Origin of the sequence: Paenibacillus sp. FSL R7-269, from assembly GCF_000517865.1 — a bacterium.
Taxonomy (GTDB): Bacteria; Bacillota; Bacilli; order Paenibacillales; family Paenibacillaceae; genus Paenibacillus_AQ.
Window position 1 is genome coordinate 13,899 of record NZ_ASPS01000113.1, and the last position, 20,725, is coordinate 34,623.

A 20,725-nucleotide genomic window follows, 5' to 3' on the forward strand; every position below is an offset into this window, starting at 1 on the left:
AAACGCCGCCCCTCAGGGCAGCGTATCTCTCAGCTTATCTCCGGCTTCGCGCAGAGACTGGAAGGTTCCCGCGTCGCTCCACCAGCCTTGCAGCACATCATAGCTCAGCTTGCGCTCGGCAGCATACAGGTTGTTCACATCGGTAATCTCCAGCTCGCCCCTTCTGGAAGGCGAAATCCGGCGGATGATATCGAATACTGCTTCATCGTACATATATATGCCTGTAACACAGAATTTCGTCTTCGGCTGCTCCGGCTTCTCTTCAATATAAGCAATCAGGGAGGCATCTGCACTGTCAAACACCGGAACCCCGTATCTGCGCGCATCCTCGACAGGCTTCAGGAGCACCTTCGCGGTCCCCGCTGGCTGCTGCAGATAACTCTTCACATAAGGCTCCAGACTATCCATGAACAGATTATCCCCCAGCAGCACGACAAACCGTTCACCCGGCAGGATGAATCCTTCCGCCAGCTCCAGCGCTTCCGCGATGCCGCCTGCCGCCTCCTGGATTTTGTAAGTCAGGGAGACGCCGAATTCCGCGCCGCTGCCCAAAAAGTCAGTGTACTGTCCTGCGGACTGTTTGCTGATGACCAGGAGAATATCGGTGATCCCCCCTTGGCGCAGCCGCTCAATCCCGTAGCACACCATAGGGTATTTGCCGACCGGAAGCAAATGTTTGTTCATTAGCCGGGTGAGCGGGTATAGCCTTGTTCCTGTTCCGCCTGCCAGTATGACTCCTTTCACTTACGTTCCTCCTCTTTCTCTACGTCTTTAGCCTTCGGCCAGCGGTCTCAGATAAACTGCGACGGGTCCACTTGCCATTTCTCCATAAAAATCCTGCGGTTGCGCTCCACCAGCTCCTGCAATGAGGCAGAATAGACCTCCTTGAAGCTGGCGCTGCCTTCATGATGAACCAGGCAATCTCCGGCAATCAGCAGCCGGTATCCCTGAAGCCGGGCACGGTAGCAGTAATCGTCATCCTCATAATGCCCCGGCGAAAAACGTTCATCAAGCAGGCCAATCGCGTCCATAAGCTGTCTTTTGAATAAAAAACACAGACCTACAAGCCTTCGGGTCTCCAGCCACTTCGCCGCATCCGGGATATTGGTCCGGAGCGTCTCGGCATGGAAGCCTGCAATATCCGTATAGCAGGTCTGTACCTGCTGCCGTCCGCTGGCATAATTCGTTACTGGTCCGACAATTCCTATATCAGGGGCACTGTATAAAGCACTCTTCAGATTATCCAGCCAGCCTTGCGACACAATAACGTCATTGTTCAACAGCAGCAGTTCCTCCCCCGCAGCCAGCTGCAGCCCGATATTGCAGGCCAGCGGAAAACCGCGGTTCTCCGGGAGGGAAATGAGCGTCAGCTTGCTGGCCCGGCAGTAGGCTTCGGTACCATCATTCGAGGCATTGTCCACTACAATAATCTCATAGGCAGACCGGGTATGCGCTCTGATCGATTCGACGCAGGAGCGCAGCAGCCCGAGCCTGTTATACGTAGGAATAATAATGCTCGTCATTGTCATAGCGCGTTCCTCCAGGCAGCAATCTGCCTGCGGTGCTCCAGCAGGTTCTCGTCCGACAGCTGCCCGCTGCTCTGCCGGTGGGCAATTACGCAGACCAGAGCTTCGGCGTGATCACCGGCAATCAGCTGCTCTATGGCATTGCCGGCTCCCGTGTTGCCCTGGCGCAGCCGGTTCTGCTTGATCACATTCACCCCTCCCGCCTTCTCTACCCGCAGGCGGCCCATAATGGAGAGCGCCAGCGCCCGAGGCGGCACCATCAGCTCGCGGTAGCCGATTCTCTCCAGCGCCCGGCGGGATAAGGCATGCGGAACGGCTGTCATGGAGCTTGCTCCAAGATCCGGGCGGCCCAGAACCTGATTCAGGTAGAGCTTGCAGCGGGTAACCGCATCACTTAGCCCGAAGGGGGGCAGAAGCGGATCAAGGTCGTTGAGCGCCACATCCACCCCGCGGTCCACCGCAGCCACAAAAGAGGATAGCTGCCCGGCGGAGATCACCATATCGCCATCCAGAAACAACAGGATATCTCCCCGGCTGAGCTTGGCGCCAAGGGAACGCCCTACATCATGTCCGGCAGATTCCGGAATGCACACTATACTCGCCTGAGCGCATAACCGTGTCCGCTGAAAACTACGGTCATTACAGCCGTTCAGCACCACAATAATCTCCTGCGGCTTCAGGCGTTCCACCTGCTCCAGCAGCTTCGGCAACGTCTGCTCCTCATTCCTGGCCGAGATAATCACCGACAGCGAACCCTGCGATGCCGGCAGGGACAGGACCCGCCGCCCGGAAGCAGGCTTCCGCTTGGACCGGGAGAGGTCCAGGCCCGCCGCCGCAGGCTTGCTGCGGCGCTGCGCAGGCCGCTGCTTGACCGCGCCTCTGCGCACTGCGGTGCCGCGTCCGGCGGTGCGGCCTTTAGAGCCGCTGCCTCCGGGTGCTGCACGCCCCGCCGAAGACCGGCCGCTGACGGATACTTTCCGCTCTTCCATCATCTCACCATCTCCCTTCGCCGGGTGCCGTCCCCGAAGCCTGCCCGGCCGCCCTTGCGCTCCAGCACCAGGGCTACGGCATCCAAGTGGTCTCTGAGGATAGCCTCCTGCAGAAGATCGCTGCCGCTGTGCTTCCGGCGGACCGCGTTCATCCTGCCTACAGGCACGTTATGCACCGCCGTCACAACCAGGCCCTCTAGCACTGCCTGCGCATGTGCGAGCGGCGGTCTCGACAGCAGGCCGCTGCCCAGAACCTCCAGCGCTCTGCGGCTAATCGCATGAGGGACGGCAGTCAAGGAGCAGCCCTTCAGCTCAGACCTTCCGAGCAGAAGATTCAGCACATGCTTGGATAACACCACCGGATGCGGAACTCTGCTGCGGACCGGGCCGGAATAATCATTCAGTGCCAGATCCGCTCCGCCGCTGACAGCCGTCACGAAGGGACGCAGCTGTGAGGCGGGGATTACCAGATCCCCATCCGTGAACAGCAGAACCGCTCCCTTCGCCGCCGCAGCACCTACGCTTCGCCCGACATCATGCCCGAGCGGCTGTTCATACACAATTACGTTCGCTCCGCAGGAGCGCGCAATCTCTGCGGTCTGATCTGCAGAACCGTTAACAATCACAATAACCTCACAGCGGGGATGAACGCCTCTGGCTCTGGCGATTACCGCGGCAATCGTCGCCGCCTCATTCATGGCCGGAATAATAACCGACACCTCAGGCTGCGGATGATTCACCGCTGGCGGCGGTATAGCAGGCCGCACCGGCCGTGTCACTGGCCGCCGTGCTGTCCGGGTTGCCCGCCGCCCCGTGCGGCGGGCAGATGCTCCTTTTCTTTTCATGCTCATCCACCTTCCTTCACAGGGCTGCTCCCGGGCTGAGGGTTACACCATAGTCTATGTATCCCGCCACCCCCGGTAACGGCAAGTGTCTCCCTGAAGTCAGATAATTGGACAAATGCCGCTATGCGCCTCCACCCGGTAATAGGCCAGTAAGGGAGCATTCACAGGAGCAGGAACACTCCGTCCATCAGCAAACGGAATATATTAAGGCAGGTCGTGACAGGTTGGAACAGATCTGCTCAGAGCAGCTACAGCATTTCCCCGGCTTCCCTGCTTGTCCTTCCGCTCGCAATTCCCGGTTCAGCAAGCAATAGAAAGATAAGTTATCAAGTGAAACATATAGATTATATTTCAAAGAAAGACGCAGCCAACGGCTGCGCCTCATACACATTCCAACCTGTCTACGATCTGAGCTTATGTTGCAGCAACGAGAATTCGCGTACCCCACTAACCGCCAATAGTCGCAGATCAGTCAAAAGCGCGATGCTCCACAGCAGGTTTGACCAGCGGAGTGCCAAGTGCAATCCACGACAGTACGCCATAGAAATGCTGGGTTTCGCGCAGCCGTACCACCTCAATCGTCGCTTCTCCGCCCGTTCTGTTCTTCAATGAGGCATGGAAGTACGGCTGGTTAGCCATGGCAACCAGCACATAGCCGGTATGACCGAAGCTCTCGTCAAAAGAGACCGTCACCTCTACACTCTCAGAATCACCATTGAACATAAACGCCGTCATCCCGAACTGCTGCAAAACATCGCGGTTCCCGACACTCTGCACCGGATGGAAGGACAGATGCTCCGCATGGACGGATCCGGGAGCCAGATGATCACCGTTCACTACACCCTGAGCAATATGATGACTCTGGATGCTCTCTTCTTCCAGATGCCGGGACTGGATGGCAAAGGGAGCGATTTTGGAAGCATTCACCGCCTCGTCCTGCAGCTCAGTGCTTCCTACCGCACCTTCAGCCAGATGCCCGGTGCCGACGCTGTGAAGAGCAAGCTTCTCTCCGGTAACACTGTGGTCCGGGAGCAGTTCGGAAGTCAACGTATTCTCGGCCAGATGCTCCAGGCCGATGCTGCCGCTGCGGATATGCCGTCCGTCAACGATTCCGGGAGCCAGATGTCCTCCGTAAATGCTGCCGGGAGCCAGGTGATTAGGCCCCACCGCTCCTGGCGCCAGCTTGCTTCCGTCTATACTGCCCTCTCCCAGCAACTCGGAGGTCAACGTGTTCTCGGCCAGATGCTCACGCTTGATGCTGCCCGCGCGGAGATGGCTGCTATCCACTGAATCAGGCGCCAGATGATCTCCGCTCACCGCACCCTGAACAATGTGGTAGCTCTGCACGCTGTCTTCTTCCAGATGCCGGGACTGGATGGCAAAGGAAGCGATTTTGGAAGCGTTCACCGCCTCGTCTTGCAGCTCGGTGCTTCCTACCGCACCTTCAGCCAGATGCCCGGTGCCGATGCTGTGAAGAGCAAGCTTCTCTCCGGTAAGACTATGGTCAGGGATTAGCTCGGGGGTCAGCGCATCCCCGGCCAGATGCTCCAGGCCGATGCTGCCGCTGCGGATATGGCGTCCGTCAACGATTCCCGGAGCCAGATGGCCTCCGTAGATGCTGCCCGGAGCCAGATGGTTAGACCCCACAGCTCCTGCCGCCAGCTTGCTGCCGTCTATGCTGCCCTCACCCAGCAGCTCAGAGGTCAGCGTGTTCTCGGCCAGATGCTCACGCTTGATGCTGCCCGCGCGGAGATGGCAGCTATCCACTGAATCGGTCGCCAGATGATCTCCGCTCACCGCACCCTGAACAATGTGGTAGCTCTGCACGCTGTCTTCTTCCAGATGCCGGGACTGGATGGCAAAGGAAGAGATTTTGGAACCATCCACTGCCTCATCCTGAAGCTCCGAGCTTCCCACTGCACCTTCCGCCAGATGTCTGGTTCCAATGCTGTGAGGAGCAACCTTCTCCCCTGTAATGCTGCCGTCCTGCAGAAGCTCGGAGGTACGGGCATCCTGGGCCAGATGCTCCAGGCTGATGCTGCCTGGACGGATATGACAGCCATCCACAGCTTCAGGCGCCAGGTGACCTCCATAGATACTGCCGGAGGCCAGATGGATAGAACCCACAGAACCCGCTGCCAGCTTGCTTCCTCTAATACTGCCATCCGGCAGCAGGTCAGCACTTCTCGTCTCCTCCGCCAGATGCGCCAGCCGGATAATCCCCGACCCCAGATGACGCTCCTGAATTACTCCGCCTGCAAGATGCTCTGCGTCCACACTCTGCGGTTGGAGGTGCTGCGAATCCACTGCGCCTTCAGCCAGCTTTCTTCCACCTATACTGCCATCCGGCAGCAGCTCCGCACTTCTCGTTTCCTCTGCCAGATGCGCCAGCCGGATAACTCCTGAGCCCAAATGACGCTCCTGAATCACTCCATCTGCAAGATGCTCTGCGTCCACGCTCTGTGGCTGGAGATGCTGCGAATCCACTGCGCCTTCAGCCAGCTTCCTTCCACCTATACTGCCATCCGGCAGCAGCTCCGCACTTCTCGTCTCCTCTGCCAGATGCGCCAGCCTGATAATTCCTGAGCCCAAATGACGCTCCTGGATCACTCCGCCTGCAAGATGCTCTGCGCCCACGCTCTGCGGCTGGAGATGCTGCGAATCCACTGCGCCCTCAGCAAGCTTACTTGCATCTATACTGCCGTCCGGCAGTATCTCCGCACTTCTCGTCTCCTCTGCCAGATGCGCCAGCCTGATAATTCCTGAGCCCAAATGACGCTCCTGAATCACTCCGCCTGCAAGATGCTCTGCGTCCACACTCTGCGGCTGGAGATGCTGCGAATCCACTGCGCCTTCAGCCAGCTTTCTTCCACCTATACTGCCATCCGGCAGCAGGTCCGCGCCCCGCGTATCAGGAGCCAGATGACTGAGCTGAATGCTACCGGCGCGGATATGCCGGCTGCTTACTGCATCCGCAGCCAGGTGGCCGCTATACACACTGCCCGCAGCCAGATGGAAGGCCCCTACCACCCCTGCTCCCAGCTTGCTGCCTGCGATGCTGCCATCCGGGAGAAGATCCGCGCTGCGCGTCTCCTTGGCCAGATGGGCCAGCGTAATCTCTCCGGCACCGATATGCCGGGCTTCTACCGCTGCCGGTGCCAAATGAACGGCTTGAACAATGGCTTCAGCCAAATGAACCGATTCTACAGCACCTGCTGCCAGCTTCTCTGCGCCAATGCTGCCGTTAGGCAGTAGCTCCGCACTGCGGACCTCCTCCGCCAGATGCGCCAGGCTAATGCCGCCATCCGCGAGATGCCTACCTTCCACTGAGGCCTCAGCCAGCTGGCTTCCGCCCACACTGCCGGGGGTGAGATGTTGGGAAGCTACCGCTCCCTCTGCCAGCTTGGCGGCGCTGATGCTGCCATCCTGAATCTGGATCGATGAGACAGAGCTTGGAATAAGATGTCCGTTGCCGATCGACATCGGCCGGATATGTCCACCGCCCACGCTGCCCGCTGCAAGATGTCTGCCTTGTACAGACGTATCCTTAAGCGAATCCGGGCCGACCGCGCCTGCCGACAGATGCTCACTTTGCACTGCTGAGGCTGCCAGCTTCTCCGCACTTACACTTCCGTCCGCCAGCTTGATTGAAGTGACGGCCAGATCGCCCAGCTTATCTGTCGAGACACTCTCCGGCGATAACTTCAGGGAAGTGACGGCATAGTCAGCCAAATGATGCGGCTGCACGATCGCCGCAGTAAGATGAGCCTCCTTGACGGCACCGGAGGACAGCTTATCTCCCGTGACCGAACCGGATTGCAGCGCCGATGAAGTCACACTGCTGTCTCCCAGATGCCGGCGTTCTATGGCGCCGGATGCCAGATGACCAGCATCTACAGCCTCCTCCTGCAGCACCCGCCCGCTGATGCTGCCGTCCGCCAGGTGCTTCTCCTCCACGGCGCAGACCGCAATATGCTCTCCGCTGACAGCTTCCTTTGCAAGGATCGTCCCCCCGACCGCGCCCATGGCCAGCTTGGCGGTAATGATGCTGCCGTCCGCCAGCTTGGCTGCGGTAATACTCTGCGGGCTAATATGTTCTCCAGTAACGGATTCATATCCCAGTTGTTCTTCCGTAACTGCCCCTTTGGCCAGATGGCCGGTCAGGACGGAGTGCTCCTGCAGCTGGGCTGAGCCTACAGACTCTGCGGCTAGATGAGAATTATCCACGGCATCGCGCTGCAAATGTGCCGAAGTGACAGCCTGCGCGGCAATCTGCGCACTGCGGACAGCGGATTTCGCAATATGGCGCGTCATTACGGCTTCGTCAGCCAGTTTATGGGCCAGAATGCTCTGATCCGCTATTTTGGAAGAGGTAACCGCCTGCTCAATCAGCTGTGTAGTCCCTACCGCACCATCCGCCAGCTTCACAAAAGAAATGCTGCGGTCTGCCAGATGACGGCTGCCAATTTCACCTTCCGCGATATGGTCCGCATGGATGCTCTCCGGGTTAATATGCTGGCTGCGGACAGCCTTCGCCCCGATCTGCCGGGACCCGGCAGCCCCATCCGCGAGATGCCCGCTCTCAATAATACCGGGCTGAAGCTGTTCCTTGCCGATCAGGCGCGCCGCCAGCTGTTCCCGTCCAATGGCACCCGGTGCCAGATGCTTGGCGGTAATGACGCCTTCTCCCACATGCCGGCTCTCGATCACCGCATCGCCCAGCTTGACACCGCTGATCTCACCATCGGCGATTTTGTCGGCGGACACTGCTTCGTCAGCCAGCTTAGAGCGGTCAATACTGCCGTTGCTGAGATGGCGGCTGTCAATGCTGCTGCTGAGAATCTTCTCACCAGTCACCGCCCCATCATCCAGCAGCTCCGCTGTGATGATGAACTCACTCAGATGCCGGCTGCTGATGGCACCATCGGAGATATGTCCTCCGCTGATCATCCGGTCTGCCAGCTTCTCTGGACCGACGCTGCCGTCCTTCAGCTTTTCCCCGCCAATGGAGTGATCCAGCAGCTTGCCTCCGCTGACGCTGCTCTCCGCCAGATGCTCACCAGTAATGGACTCCGGCGCTATCTTCGAGGAGGTTACCGCCCGGTCCGCAAGGTTGATGCTCTGCACTGCATAGTCCTGCAGCCAGGGTGTGCCGATGATGCCATGCTTTAGCCTGGACCCGTCAATGGTACGTGGAGCAATCTTGGCACCGGTGACGGCGCCATCAGACAGATCATCGGTGTATACGGGCTGGAGGCGTTCCTTTTCCAGGGGAGCCGTTACCTCAGCTTCAAGCAGGGCAGCACGGTCCTCCTGCCCGAGCACCTCTTCCTTCACGGTTCCCTGATTCCCCTCCAGTGCAGGTACAGTCTGCTGGGGCGGGGCGGTCACTTCCAGCATCTCCACCCCGCTCACCTGCAGGGTAATATCTTCTGCCTCAGCCGATTCCACCGCTGCCGATTGTTGGGTTTTCTGTGTTTTGGGACTGCTGTCCAACATGCTAAGTTCAGTCGTATCGGGATTATCCACGTAATAGAGCGGTCTTTTTGTACTGCGCTGCTGTTTTCGTTTGGGACCCTTCACAAGCAGTCTCCTCCTTCCATCTGTATCTTCTAGGCATCATATGCAGCAGCATGGGCGGATGACACCCTTCTCTTGCCTGGAATCCATTCTTCCCCTTCCAAAAAAGGGCATCTGCCGCCGCGCATCCGTCCAACCCTTACGGGCACATACATACATACAATGACAGGAGACATAAAAACAGCCGGGAAGTACTTCAAAATAACAGGAGGAACGAACATGGGGCAAAAGCTCGTTGGGATACTGCTAAATGCCGCTATGCACGGGGGCGTTCCCCGGTTAAAAACCGGACAGGAATCTCTGGCTAACTACGAAGAGGCCGCCGCCGCATACGGATTAACCCCCTGCTTTGTGAAGCTGTCTGACATCAACGTGGCGTCAGGCTTCAGCAGTGTCTATATGAAGAAAGGTCCGCAAGGCTACCGGAGACAGATCGTCCCTACGCCGGAGGTCATCCACAACCGGGCAATCTATGATCCGCGCAGCACCGGCGTCGAGCGCTTGCTCCAGCAGGGTATTCAGGTATACAACACCTGCAATCGTTACGGCAAGGATCAGATTCACAGCCTGCTGGAGCGCAGCCGGGAACTACAAGCCGTTCTGCCAGTCACAGCAAGCGGACTTTCCGGCTTGAGGGAGATGATGAACCGCTACCCGGATCTGATCCTCAAGCCTTGCCGGGGCAGCGTGGGTAACGGCGTGATGCGGCTCACCCGCAGCGGCGAAGGGCGATGGCTCTGGAGCTACTCTCTCTCTGGCTCAAGACGCAAGGTTAGCAGAGCCGTAAACCCAGACGCCCTTCCCCGGATCCTCCGCGCCCGGCTCTCTTCCGTGCCCTATCTGGTCCAGGAACGGATTCCGCTGGCCGAGATTAACGGACGCCCTTTTGACCTGCGTGTCACGGTACAACGGGGCTGGGGCGGAGCGTGGCAGGTCACCGGCCTGTTCGCCAAGCTGGCTGCACCCGGCGGCTTTGTATCGAACATCGCCAGAGGGGGCGAAGCCCTGAAGTCATCTTTTGCGCTGGAGCAGGCATTCCCTGGAGAAGAGGCAGCCAGAATCCGTATGTCCGTCCTCTCCCTCAGTCTCGCCATCGCCCGTGAGCTGGAGAAGAGTCTGCCGGGGCTGGCCGATATCGGTCTGGACATCGGTGTCACGAAGCACGGACATCTGTATTTCATTGAATGCAACGGGCGCGACCAGCGTTACGGCTTCCAGAAAGCCGGACTGCGCGGGGTATGGAAAGACAGCTACCGCCAGCCTATGGGCTATGCCAGATATCTGTACGAAGAAGCATTAAGAATGAACTCTTATTGATTTGTCTCCTATTCTATGTCAATATAATGCAGAGCGGGTGGAGTCCCTTGGCACGGGATTTTTACTGCTGCATGATGGAAGGGAGATGGGCATGGTTAAACAATTGCTGCGGCTGATGACCGAGCTATCCTCGCACAGATGGCTTTCCAGGTTGATGGGGGCTTTATCCCACAGCAGACTCAGCCGCCTTATGATTCCGGTATTTATTCGTTCCTATCAGATTCCTGCCGCCGAGGCGGAGAAGACTGCCGGAGAATACCGTACACTGAATGAATTCTTCAGCCGCCGCCTGAAGCCGGGAATGCGCCCGGTGGCCAGCGGTGAGCATGCCGTAGCCAGTCCTGTAGACGCTATGATTACGGCAATGGGCGAAATCAACTGCGGCACGATAATGAATGTGAAGGGGCAGGATTATACGCTGGAGGATTTGCTTAATCACTCACCACACCTTGAACTGTACAAGAAAGGCTATTATTTCGTCCTCTACTTAAGCCCTACCGATTATCACCGGATTCACTCCCCGTTAACCGGGCAGCTGAGGGAGAGCGATTATATCCGCGGCCGGGCTTACCCCGTGAATGATTTCGGCATGCGCCATATGAAGAGTGTCCTGAGCCGCAATGAACGGCTGATTACTTATATAGCCGGCAGCCATGGCGAGACCGCCGTGGTCAAGGTAGGCGCAATGAATGTGAGCAGTATCCGCTACACCGACGAGACGGCCAGAGAGTGGCAATGCGGCGATGACCTGGCATATTTCGAATTCGGTTCCACGGTAGTTCTGCTGATGGAGAGCGGCACCTTCACCCCGCGCCCCGGGCTTGCTCCGGACATGAAGGTGAAGATGGGCGAGCTGCTGGGAGAGATGCGGCGGCCGGTTTGACAGTAACATTTTCTTTAAAAAAAGGACTTCAGGCAGAATAAGCCCGAAGTCCTTTTTATATTTAACTTTAAGAGCTTTATAGTTCATCATAAGTAATTAGCTCTATTCCTGCTTCAATCAGCCATTCTCTTGTCTTGGGATCGCATAACATATCTACTTCCAATGGCCTTGGCAAGGTGAGAGACGAGTTTTTCAAAAGATATCCGTCCACATAGCCAGGATGACAGATAAACATATGGTATTCATCTTTTTCGGCATTTTTCATAGCGGATCTTAAAGACTCAAAAGGAACATAATCAGGCTTCATACTGTCCATATGAAATAAAACATCCTTGCTTCCAATCTTTACAGGATTATCATCCATAGAAAATCCAGAATATTTAAGACCGTACTTTTCCGCGACGATTTCCAGACCTTTTAAGAGGTTAGCACTGAAAACGGCATGACCTTCAAAATAACGCGGAGGTTCACCAACAAGCTCGACAAATCTATGGTATTGAGCTTCAATTTCAAGGATGACTTCATCAAGAACGACAAAGTCTTCTTCGGTCTGGCGGTATTCACGCGATGATTTAAATTCCCCGTTTTTATTTGTGATGCTTGGTATTAAGTCGGGAGGAGTGAGCGGTCTGCCAAGACATACATTAGTGTGTTGCCCCAAGCAAACATCTGCATCCTTTAACAGTTCTAGCCCGTGCACAGCAGCCGGCATATTGGGCATTACTCCCACACTTCCAATGATGCCGTCTTTTACACTTTTAGCAATACCGTAATTAACTCCTTCGGAGTAGCCTAGATCATCAGCCCTTAATAATAATTTTTTCATTTCAAGTCCCCCTCACATTCAATACAATGATTCCTCTTAACGATTGTCGGCATTGCTCGTAATAAGCGGATCGCCTTTCTTGAAACCCAAAAAATAAGTAGCGATTGTGGAAACTATAAAGGCAATCACTGCTGAAATAATACCATTCACCAGATTGGACATAGGCCCCCCGACAAAGCCAAAGACAGATAGAAAGCTTGCTACCGGAATAAAGGTATACGCGGTTACCCCCGTTAGACCTGCATAGAGACCACCCGCAAATCCACCGATAATCATTCCTATAAACGGACGTTTATACCTCATACCTACACCATAAAGGCCAGGTTCGGTAACTCCACCAATAATTGCGGCTACAAAAAATCCTACGGATAGATTACGTTGTTCCCTCTCCTTAATTCGAAGTCCTGCCCCCAAACACATGCCCGCCACAGCAAGGCTGGCTGCAATCGCAGCAGGCATAACCAAAGCCTCATGTCCATTCGTAGAAAAAGCGAGAATAAGTGTAGTGATTAACACAAGATGCATTCCACTTATTACGAGGAACTCATAGAGTGCGGCAATAATTGCAACTCCAAGAAATCCTGTTACACCAGATAAGCCTAATAGTCCATTGCTGATATAACTCCCTAAGAAAGATCCTACCGGTCCAAGCACTGTAAGAGCAATTGGAAGCATAATAAAAATAGTTAGCGAGGGTGCCAAAATGCTCTTTAGGGTGTTAGGGAGATGTTTTTTGATGAATTTTTCAATGTAGGACATCACCCATACAGACATGATGACCGGCAAAATGGTACTGGAATAATTTTGAATTTTACTTGGAATTCCCAGTACGGAAAAAGCAGTACCTTTAGTCGCAATATCTATGATGGTTGGATGAATCATAATACCACCTAAAAACATAGCTAACACTGGTGTGGCACCGAACTTCTTAGCAGCCGTATAACCGACCACAACCGGGAAGAAGTAGAATCCTGCATCTCCAACAAGGGTTAACAAAGTGTATAGATCACTGGATTCATTAAGGACATTAAGCATATTTTGACCCAGTACAGCTACTAGTAACTTAAACATAGAGACGGCCAGCAGAAGCGGGATCAAAGGCGTGAGACAACCGGCAATAGCGTCAAGGACAGCACTTCCAATGGATTTTAAAGTTATTTGTTTTTTCTGTTTTACAGAATCTTCGTCGGCTTCTACAACATTCGCCATTCCACCCTTTGAAGTTAAAGATTTGTAGACTTGGTCAACCGTCTGCCCAATCACGATTTGGAATTGTCCTCCTGCATTCACAGTACCTAAAACACCTGGAATCTTTTTGATATCTTCCGCATTTGGTATACTCTCATCCTTGAGGTTAAACCGCAGTCTAGTCATACAATGTGTAACCGTGGTAATATTGTCTTTCCCTCCAACTGCTTTTAATACTTCACTTGCTGTCTTTTCAATTTTTTCGTTTTGAGCCATTATGATCACTCCTTATTTTAATAAAAAAACCCAAAGCTAATATGAGTACGCACTCACATAGCTTTGGGTAATGCCTCCATTACGAGTTACAATCCCTAGTCTTCAATTTTCGTATTTCGGACAATCCGGTAAATATGCATCATCAGGTACAAAATCTCATCTTCTGTACTTTTAGAGTCTAGCCTTTGATTAATAAAATCTCCAATCTTATAGGCACATTCATAAACCTGTGGGTTTGAATTTTTAATTTCTTGCATGAAGGAAGCTTTATCATCTTTGAACTGTGATTTATTGTTTACTCTTTTTAGAAAGTATCTCAGGTGCATGGCAAATCTATTATAATTGAAGTCATTTCTATCAATTGTAATCGAATAAAAATTTTCGATCTGATCAGCTATTTCTAAAATCAGAGCCTCTGCAGCGGTTCCTTCATCTGGCTCCCTTTCTTCTTGTGCATTAACAAAATGCATCGCAATATTTGTAATTTCACTATCAGGTAAGGTTACAAATAGTCTCTCTTGAATAAGCTTAACTGCATATCTTCCAAGCTCAGTTTCTTTTGGATACAGCTGTTGCACATCATAAGAAAACAACATTTGCATTTTTTTATAATTTTGCATACGGATGAGCGCGAAGTTAATGTGATCAGAGAGACCAACCACAAGATTGGGATTCAGGTTGCTTTTTATTTCTAATTGAGCCTTTTTTACGATTAGAGCCACAATTTCAAACACATTCTCCGGAATCTCCTGAATAAAGTTATAAAGCTTATTGTCAATCCGATAAAATGTCATGGATATCTGACTTAAATCTGTAATTTCATAAGGCATTTCCGGAAATCCTATTCCTTTTCCAAAGGCGATTAATTCCTTATTGTTGCCATCCAAGCATAGAGCTACGTTGTTGTTAATTTTCTTAATCACTTTCATCAGCAACCCCACCTTCAGTAGCTTAGTTGCAGGGCATCATTTAGATGGCGACTAGCAGCAATTGCTCGTTGTAATCAATCGTAAGTTTATCGGTTTCATGAACTCCGGAAAACTCAGCGGTATTAGAAATGATAACCGGTGTCGTTATATCAAATCCAGCCGCTTTAATCTCATCTATGTCGAACTCTAGCAGTAAATCCCCCTTCTTCACCGGCTGTCCTTGCTTAACCACGGGTTTGAAATGTTTGCCCTTTAATTTCACAGTATCCTGGCCCACATGAATTAAAACCTCGACGCCTTTTACACTTGTAATACCAAGAGCATGACCAGATGGAAAAATGTTTGTCATGATCCCATCAACGGGAGCATAGACTTTTCCTTCGGTTGGAACGATCGCAACCCCCTTCCCCAGTGCTTCTGAAGAGAAGGCTTCATCTTTTACAGCACTGAGAGGAACCACTTGCCCTTTCATTGGGCTGCCTATAATCGTATCAGCCGCTGTACTCGTTTCTACCGGTTCCTCTTTTGATGTGCCAGAAATTTTATCAATAAATTTATTAAACAACCCTTTTTTCTTGTCTAATTTCTCTACAGATAACTTATGATCATTCATGATAGCCTCTCCTTTAACATATCCCTTTTTAGTTTGAACTAACCTCTTAGACTCCTTAGGTCTCGAAGAATACAAAAAGGCATAGCCCAAAACATGTAATAGCATACATGTCCTGGGTTATGCCTTTTCAGTAACAAGCCCACATTTAAAATATCATACTAAATTTCGTTTGGCAAGAGATAAGTATGCGTTTTCTTTTTGTTAATTATAATTGTGCGAAATAATACCCTCCAGCTTCTAAATGATTTCAGATGCCGGCATCACCCGGACCTTTTTAATGGATAAAGGTGTACCTTACGCGCTCCGATTTCCGGAAGTAGGCTGTCCACAACGCACAGGTGAATACCGCTCTAATCAGATCACGCATACTGCTTCCATCCTGCAGCTCACTGGCAACAGGAATATTCATCACGAGCACATAGTCAATGATCCCTATCAGCAGGTTGACGGAATAGAGCAGAATCATCATGCGCGGCAGGCGTGCCTTTTTTTGATAAAACAAAATCAAAGTAAAAATAGTCAGCAATAGCAGCACTCCGTTCGCAGCGGCTTCAAATATAAAGGCCGGCGCCCAGAGCGGATGGTTCATTTCCCCTTGCGGGGATGCCAGAAGATCCCAATACTCCCGGCCGAAGCTTGGAATATTGTAGTTAATCAGCTGTAACGACACTTGAAATAATGTTGCGACTAACCCGATCTGCACCAGCACCAGCCAGCCTCCGAGACCTGACGGGCGTAGCGGTGGATAGGTTTGGGGTGAAGCAGGTTGTACATTTATTTCCACAATTTGTTCCTCCTTATATAGTGTAGCCTTAACAAGAATATACATATTTCCCCTTACACTCTACTACAAATTATGTAAAATACTAAGTGAACACGGCATTATCATCCTTTTAAAGGACGGTACCGCTTCAGCGAGAAATAGAAGGATAATTACTTAAATTTTCAAAAAAAAAGAGTACCCCAACCCCCATATCGGCTGGAATACTCCCTTTATTATATAGCCTAAGCTGAACGCAGCGCTGCTCCGGTTACTCCGTAACCTTACTCTGATTCGCCACCTCACGCGCCTTCTGCTGCACCTCTTCCGGTTCGCCGAGATAGAAGCGGCTGATCGGCTTCACATCGTCGTCGAGCTTGTAGACGAGCGGGACGCCGGTCGGGATGTTGAGGTCGAGCAGCGCGGTCTCGTCGATATCCTCCATATACTTGATCAGGGCCCGCAGCGTGTTGCCGTGCGCCGAGATCAGGACCCGCTCCTTCTTGCGGATCAGCGGTACAATCCGGTTGGTCCAGAAATCACCGACCCGGTGTACGGTATCCTCCAGGCTCTCGCCGCGCGGGATGTCACCCGGACGCACTTCCTTGTAGCGGACATCGTGTCTCGCATAACGTGGGTCATCCGACTCCAGCATCGGAGGCCGGACGGAGAGGCTGCGCCGCCAGATATGGAGCTGCTCCTCACCGTATTTCAGAGCGGTCTCGCTCTTGCTGAGGCCCTGCAGCGCCCCGTAATGGCGCTCATTCAACTTCCACGACTTCTGCACCGGAATCCACAGCAGGTCCATCTCATCCAGAATATAGTTCAGCGTCTTGATTGAACGCTTCAGCACCGAAGCGAATGCAAGATCGAAGGTGTATCCGTTCTCCTTCAGCAGCCGGCCCGCTTTCATGGCCTCCTCCACGCCCTTCTCCGTCAGATCGGGATCACTCCAGCCCGTAAACAGATTCTGCCGGTTGTATTCACTCTCACCATGCCGTATCAGAACGATTTCGTACATAAGTATTCTCCTTCTCCCGTGTATGATTGGCTTCTCTTGCTTCTATTCTGTCACAGAGCAGTGTCCGCTTCAACTTCAGGCCTATCTTGCGGACTGGAAAGCCGCTATTTCAGCTATTCTGCCTGATCACGCAGGCAAGCGGACACAGATGCTCTTAAGTTTGCCTATACTCCTCTATTTCAGCCCCAATCAGTCAGATAACGGCCCCTGAGTCCGTAGCGTGGGGAATAAGTGACTTTTTCGCACAATAAGGTCCGCTCGGTCCGCATAGCACACATAGCACGCATGGCACTCATAGCACATCAAGCACACATGGCACACACAGCACACCTAGCACCCGAAATACCTACACCACACTCAGCACGATACTCCCCCCGCTGCTTCAGCGGATCTCTGACGGGCTTTTCCCGGTATGCTGCTTGAATTGGCGGCTGAAAAAGAAGATATCACGGTAGCCGAGCGCATCTGCGACCTCCGTGACATTCATGCCCGCATACAGCAGCAGATGCTGGGCCCGTTCGATCCGTGCGCGGATCACATAGGACTGGACCGAGGAGCCGGTGATCTCCTTGAACTTGATTGAGAAGTAACGCGGGGACAGCCCCGCCCGGGCGGCCAGGTCCTCTACCCGGTGCGCGGCCCCGGGATGCTGGCTGACATAGTTGGCGACCTCGTGGATCACCTCCGCCAGCTGATTGCTGACATGGCGCTCGACCGGCCTCGCCTGATCCTGCCGCAGCAGATGAATCATGAGCTGCTTCAGAATCAGACGGCCTTCCTCCTCCGCCGCATAGGTCTGCACCAGGAACAGCCGGACATAACGGGCGAGCAGATGCTCGAACTCCACCGTCTCGGTCAGCTCATGGTAAGGGGCCGGCAGCTCCGTGACCTCCTCCGTCACATCGAAGTGAATATATGTAATGACAAGCGGTTTCTGCGGATTATGTGTGGCACTGGTATAATCCCCCGGCCGGAACAGGAAGCAGCTTCCCTTCCCCACCTGATAGGGCACGCCGTTACGCACAACCGTACCCTCTCCACTCCAGACATAGAACAAGTCATAGTTTTGCAGCGGCTTCTCTCTTTTCTGCCATTTCCAGCCCGGTTCACAGACAATCTTCGCCAGGGCCGGGAGGATGACAAAAGAGGATGGCGATGCATGAAGCATATCGTTCCCTCCTATAGATGTAGCGTTAGCTTACTTTTCATAATACCTTGTCCGGTTCCTGTTTGTACATCTTCCGCATGACGCAATGAAGCAGACCGCCGCCGGATTCCAAAACTATTTATCAAATCACCGCATTACTCAGTGACGGCGGCAATCCACGGTGTTATAATGTTAGGCAATGTTAACGTATATATCCCAGAAGAATACCGGAAGGATGAAACTGATGAATCCACTGGCTGGACAATTGAATGACAGCATCAAGGCAGGCAATGAACATGTATACGATATGCTCTCGAGTCTCGGTAAAGCGATCTATTTTCCCAAAGAGGGGATTCTGAGCCAATCCGCAGAGGCAACGGCTCATGCTAAAAAGTATAACGCCACTATCGGGATTGCTACCGAGAACGGGTTGCCGATGCACCTTGGCGTAATCCAGGATAAACTCTCCGCCTACAGTCCCAAAGACCTGTACGGCTATGCGCCTCCAGCAGGCAAGCCGGAGCTTCGCGCCGTCTGGCGGGAGAAGATGCTGCGTGAGAATCCGTCGCTTGAAGGCAAGTCTTTCAGTAATCCAATCGTCACGAATGCGCTGACCCACGGGCTTAGCATCGTTGCCGATCTGTTCGCAGAGCAAGGGGATGTCGTCATTTATCCGGACAAAAACTGGGAGAACTACGAGCTGACCTTCGGCATCCGCCGGCTGACCGAAACCGTGAATTACCCGCTCTTCACGGAGGACATGAGCTTCAACAGCGAAGGGCTGCTGGATGCCCTGCTGGCCCAGAAGGACCGCGGCAAAGCCATCGTCCTGCTTAACTTCCCGAATAATCCAACCGGATATACGCCCGGCCTTGCAGAAGGCGAGGCTATTGTTGCCGCTATCCTGCGTGCCGCCGAAGCAGGCGTTAATGTGGTAGTGGTCAGCGATGATGCTTATTTCGGACTCTTTTTCGAGGATTCGCTCAAGGAATCCCTGTTCGGCAAGCTGGCGAACCTGCATCCGCGCGTGCTGGCGGTCAAGATTGACGGAGCTACCAAGGAAGAATTCGTCTGGGGCTTCCGCGTCGGCTTCATCACCTACGCTTCGGAGGACAAGGAGCTGCTGGCAGCGCTGGAACAAAAAACCCTCGGTATTATCCGGGCTACCATCTCCAGCGGCGCACATCCGTCCCAGACCTTCGTGCTCGACGCGTTGAAGGCACCGGAATTCGCTGCACAGAAGGAAGAGAAGTTCCAGATCATGAAAGGCCGGGCCAACAAAGTGAAGGCGCTGCTGGACAGCGGTAAATACGGCGATGATGTGTGGACCTATTATCCGTTCAACTCCGGGTACTTCATGTGCCTGAAGCTCTTTACCGTCTCTGCGGAAGATCTGCGGCTTCACCTGATTCACACCTACGGCCTGGGCACCATCGCCCTTGGCGAGAGCGACCTGCGCATTGCCTTCTCCTGTATCGAGGAGGATCAGCTGGAAGATCTGTTCGATCTCGTCTATGCAGGCATCCGTGATTTGGAGAAGGTCTGATATACAGCAGCCTTTGAATACGTTCATCAGCCCCGGAATTACGGGGCTGATTTTTTTTGCCCGGTGCTACGGCATTGGCCTATACACGTTCTGCCCTCCGCACATACAATACGATGTACTCAAGTACAACACACTCACACGCGAAAGGGGAATGAACAATGAGCGAAGAAGTTAGAGGCGGATACGGATACGGCGGCGGGTTCACAAGCACTGGAGCCATTCTGGTTCTCTTTATCCTGCTGGTCATCATCAGCCGTTCACTCTTTGTCTAACAGGGAGTGAGTCCCCTGGAGGGAGCTGCGCGCTCTCTCCGATCCACGTGTTATAGCATTCCCTGCACCACCTGAGATGAAGAGGGAATTCCCTATTATACATTCTTTTCTTCTGAAAATGGCCTCAGACTCCGCATTCGCGAGAGCCTGAGGCCATTTGTTATAAGCACACCCGCTTGCGGGTGACGCCTTGTCTGCTGCTGCAATCCGTTCTACAGGTCGTCTTCATCCGCACGCGCTTCCTTGCGGGCGGAGCTTACCTTGAACAGATACGCGAGCAGGAATCCGCAGGCGAAGGTAGACAGTACTTCCAGCTGCCCGGCCTGAAGCAGGAGCGGCAATCCGGTCAGCAGCGCCAGGACCAGATGGGCCCGGAAGACAAACTGGATCGTTCCCTTGCCCTTGCTGCCCTCCGGCAGCGGGTAGACGGTCAGCCAGAACGATTCGCTGTGCAGCTTGCGCAGCGCCGTCAGCTGAATGCCCATCAGGAAGAGGAAGAATACATAGATGCCGCTGCCGAGATAGCTGTCCTTCATCATCCACACCAGGAACAGGTCCAGCACCGCCATCCGCAGGACGATGCCGAAGACGTCACCACGGGCAAAGCTTTTGGTCAGGAGGAACCGGTAGGCGGAATCCCGCTGCCAGCTGAGCCCGCTGCCCCAACGCGACAGATAACGGCGGGCATAGACCCGCTGCTCGCGTCCCGGAACATCGACGAACCAGCCGAGGACCATCAGCGCCCGGGTTCCCTGGTTCTTCTCCATAGTGATCAGGCGTTCCCACGGAACAGCATGCCGTCCGGGAACAGCCAGTGCGGCCAGATAGGCTGCGGCCAGAATCAGGATGAAGATCAGAGCGCGCATGGACGGCTGCCATAGCCATGCCCCAACCATTAGACCGCCGGCTGCCCAGCGCAGCAGGTTATAGCCTGCCGCAGCGGGGCGGGAGAGCATCGCTGTCTCCCGCCATAACCCGTAGCTGGATAACAGCTTGACCAGAATCAG

Annotated in this window: 16 protein-coding genes and 1 pseudogene; 4 read left to right on the forward strand and 13 right to left on the reverse strand. The window is 53.6% G+C overall.

From position 1 onward, the window contains the following. Positions 1 to 12: 12 nt before the first annotated feature. The 5 genes from C162_RS31210 to C162_RS31230 all read right to left on the reverse strand — a co-directional run bounded on the left by C162_RS31210 (position 13) and on the right by C162_RS31230 (position 8,943). Complete coding sequence (locus tag C162_RS31210; RefSeq protein WP_036701537.1) at positions 13 to 744, reverse strand: sugar phosphate nucleotidyltransferase; 732 nt, start codon at positions 742 to 744, stop codon at positions 13 to 15. Between the two features lie 47 nt (positions 745 to 791). Continuing rightward, positions 792 to 1,529, reverse strand: coding sequence for a glycosyltransferase family 2 protein (locus C162_RS31215; protein WP_036701539.1), 738 nt, complete (start codon positions 1,527 to 1,529; stop codon positions 792 to 794). Then, a complete protein-coding gene (locus C162_RS31220; protein ID WP_051494074.1) occupies positions 1,526 to 2,518 on the reverse strand; it encodes a glycosyltransferase family 2 protein in 993 nt (330 codons plus the stop codon). The genes C162_RS31215 and C162_RS31220 overlap by 4 nt, the downstream gene beginning before the upstream one ends. Then, entirely contained in the window at positions 2,515 to 3,360 is an 846-nt protein-coding gene (locus C162_RS31225; RefSeq protein ID WP_235218585.1) for a glycosyltransferase family 2 protein, read from the reverse strand. Before C162_RS31225 ends, C162_RS31220 begins: the two co-directional genes overlap by 4 nt. Before the next feature lie 468 nt (positions 3,361 to 3,828). Continuing rightward, positions 3,829 to 8,943 (reverse strand): WIAG-tail domain, encoded by a 5,115-nt coding sequence (locus C162_RS31230; RefSeq protein ID WP_036701543.1) that lies wholly within the window; start codon positions 8,941 to 8,943, stop codon positions 3,829 to 3,831. A gap of 216 nt (positions 8,944 to 9,159) precedes the next feature. On the opposite strand from C162_RS31230, the gene C162_RS31235 reads away from it, so the two are divergent. Beyond that, on the forward strand, positions 9,160 to 10,257 hold the full coding sequence (locus C162_RS31235) for a YheC/YheD family endospore coat-associated protein (protein WP_036701544.1): 1,098 nt from the start codon (positions 9,160 to 9,162) through the stop codon (positions 10,255 to 10,257). Between the two features lie 91 nt (positions 10,258 to 10,348). Then, complete coding sequence (gene asd / locus C162_RS31240) at positions 10,349 to 11,140, forward strand: archaetidylserine decarboxylase (protein WP_036701546.1); 792 nt, start codon at positions 10,349 to 10,351, stop codon at positions 11,138 to 11,140. Between the two features lie 76 nt (positions 11,141 to 11,216). On the opposite strand, the gene C162_RS31245 is transcribed toward asd, so the two are convergent. The 7 genes and pseudogenes from C162_RS31245 to C162_RS31275 all read right to left on the reverse strand — a co-directional run bounded on the left by C162_RS31245 (position 11,217) and on the right by C162_RS31275 (position 17,921). Then, positions 11,217 to 11,966 carry a ChbG/HpnK family deacetylase gene (locus C162_RS31245; RefSeq protein ID WP_036701549.1) on the reverse strand — a complete coding sequence of 250 codons (750 nt, stop codon included), beginning with the start codon at positions 11,964 to 11,966 and terminating at the stop codon, positions 11,217 to 11,219. Between the two features lie 36 nt (positions 11,967 to 12,002). Next, the gene (locus C162_RS31250; RefSeq protein WP_036701551.1) at positions 12,003 to 13,430 is read right to left on the reverse strand and encodes a PTS transporter subunit EIIC; all 1,428 of its coding nucleotides are present in this window, start codon (positions 13,428 to 13,430) and stop codon (positions 12,003 to 12,005) included. A 95-nt stretch (positions 13,431 to 13,525) separates the two neighbouring features. Continuing rightward, positions 13,526 to 14,359: a PRD domain-containing protein gene (locus C162_RS31255; RefSeq protein WP_036701552.1), complete on the reverse strand. Its 834-nt coding sequence runs from the start codon at positions 14,357 to 14,359 to the stop codon at positions 13,526 to 13,528. A gap of 40 nt (positions 14,360 to 14,399) precedes the next feature. Continuing rightward, positions 14,400 to 14,870: pseudogene (locus tag C162_RS31260) on the reverse strand (PTS sugar transporter subunit IIA); the annotation flags it as partial. Positions 14,871 to 15,246: 376 nt separating this feature from the next. After that, on the reverse strand, positions 15,247 to 15,756 hold the full coding sequence (locus C162_RS34825; RefSeq protein WP_162174503.1) for a DUF2569 domain-containing protein: 510 nt from the start codon (positions 15,754 to 15,756) through the stop codon (positions 15,247 to 15,249). A 247-nt stretch (positions 15,757 to 16,003) separates the two neighbouring features. Next, a complete protein-coding gene (gpmA, locus tag C162_RS31270) occupies positions 16,004 to 16,753 on the reverse strand; it encodes a 2,3-diphosphoglycerate-dependent phosphoglycerate mutase (RefSeq protein ID WP_036701556.1) in 750 nt (249 codons plus the stop codon). A 382-nt stretch (positions 16,754 to 17,135) separates the two neighbouring features. Continuing rightward, complete coding sequence (locus C162_RS31275; RefSeq protein WP_036701557.1) at positions 17,136 to 17,921, reverse strand: helix-turn-helix domain-containing protein; 786 nt, start codon at positions 17,919 to 17,921, stop codon at positions 17,136 to 17,138. Between the two features lie 223 nt (positions 17,922 to 18,144). Here C162_RS31275 and C162_RS31280 point away from each other — a divergent pair, with 223 nt between their 5' ends. Then, positions 18,145 to 19,446 (forward strand): aminotransferase class I/II-fold pyridoxal phosphate-dependent enzyme, encoded by a 1,302-nt coding sequence (locus tag C162_RS31280; protein ID WP_036701574.1) that lies wholly within the window; start codon positions 18,145 to 18,147, stop codon positions 19,444 to 19,446. Positions 19,447 to 19,604: 158 nt separating this feature from the next. Beyond that, on the forward strand, positions 19,605 to 19,718 hold the full coding sequence (locus tag C162_RS37210; protein ID WP_209875980.1) for a YjcZ family sporulation protein: 114 nt from the start codon (positions 19,605 to 19,607) through the stop codon (positions 19,716 to 19,718). A gap of 212 nt (positions 19,719 to 19,930) precedes the next feature. Here the strand turns inward: C162_RS37210 and C162_RS31285 are convergent. Further along, the coding region (locus tag C162_RS31285) for an ABC transporter permease (RefSeq protein ID WP_036701559.1) at positions 19,931 to 20,725 on the reverse strand (795 nt) is incomplete at its 5' end.

What these genes read in the sequence shown, in the direction of transcription:
- C162_RS31225 (WP_235218585.1), bottom strand. Translation starts at nt 3,360, where the DNA reads ATGAAAAGAAAAGGAGCATCTGCCCGCCGCACGGGGCGGCGGGCAACC.
- C162_RS31280 (WP_036701574.1), top strand. Translation starts at nt 18,145, where the DNA reads ATGAATCCACTGGCTGGACAATTGAATGACAGCATCAAGGCAGGCAAT.
- C162_RS31255 (WP_036701552.1), bottom strand. Translation starts at nt 14,359, where the DNA reads ATGAAAGTGATTAAGAAAATTAACAACAACGTAGCTCTATGCTTGGAT.
- asd (WP_036701546.1), top strand. Translation starts at nt 10,349, where the DNA reads ATGGTTAAACAATTGCTGCGGCTGATGACCGAGCTATCCTCGCACAGA.
- C162_RS31235 (WP_036701544.1), top strand. Translation starts at nt 9,160, where the DNA reads ATGGGGCAAAAGCTCGTTGGGATACTGCTAAATGCCGCTATGCACGGG.
- gpmA (WP_036701556.1), bottom strand. Translation starts at nt 16,753, where the DNA reads ATGTACGAAATCGTTCTGATACGGCATGGTGAGAGTGAATACAACCGG.
- C162_RS31215 (WP_036701539.1), bottom strand. Translation starts at nt 1,529, where the DNA reads ATGACAATGACGAGCATTATTATTCCTACGTATAACAGGCTCGGGCTG.
- C162_RS31250 (WP_036701551.1), bottom strand. Translation starts at nt 13,430, where the DNA reads ATGGCTCAAAACGAAAAAATTGAAAAGACAGCAAGTGAAGTATTAAAA.
- C162_RS31275 (WP_036701557.1), bottom strand. Translation starts at nt 17,921, where the DNA reads ATGCTTCATGCATCGCCATCCTCTTTTGTCATCCTCCCGGCCCTGGCG.
- C162_RS31220 (WP_051494074.1), bottom strand. Translation starts at nt 2,518, where the DNA reads ATGATGGAAGAGCGGAAAGTATCCGTCAGCGGCCGGTCTTCGGCGGGG.
- C162_RS31245 (WP_036701549.1), bottom strand. Translation starts at nt 11,966, where the DNA reads ATGAAAAAATTATTATTAAGGGCTGATGATCTAGGCTACTCCGAAGGA.
- C162_RS37210 (WP_209875980.1), top strand. Translation starts at nt 19,605, where the DNA reads ATGAGCGAAGAAGTTAGAGGCGGATACGGATACGGCGGCGGGTTCACA.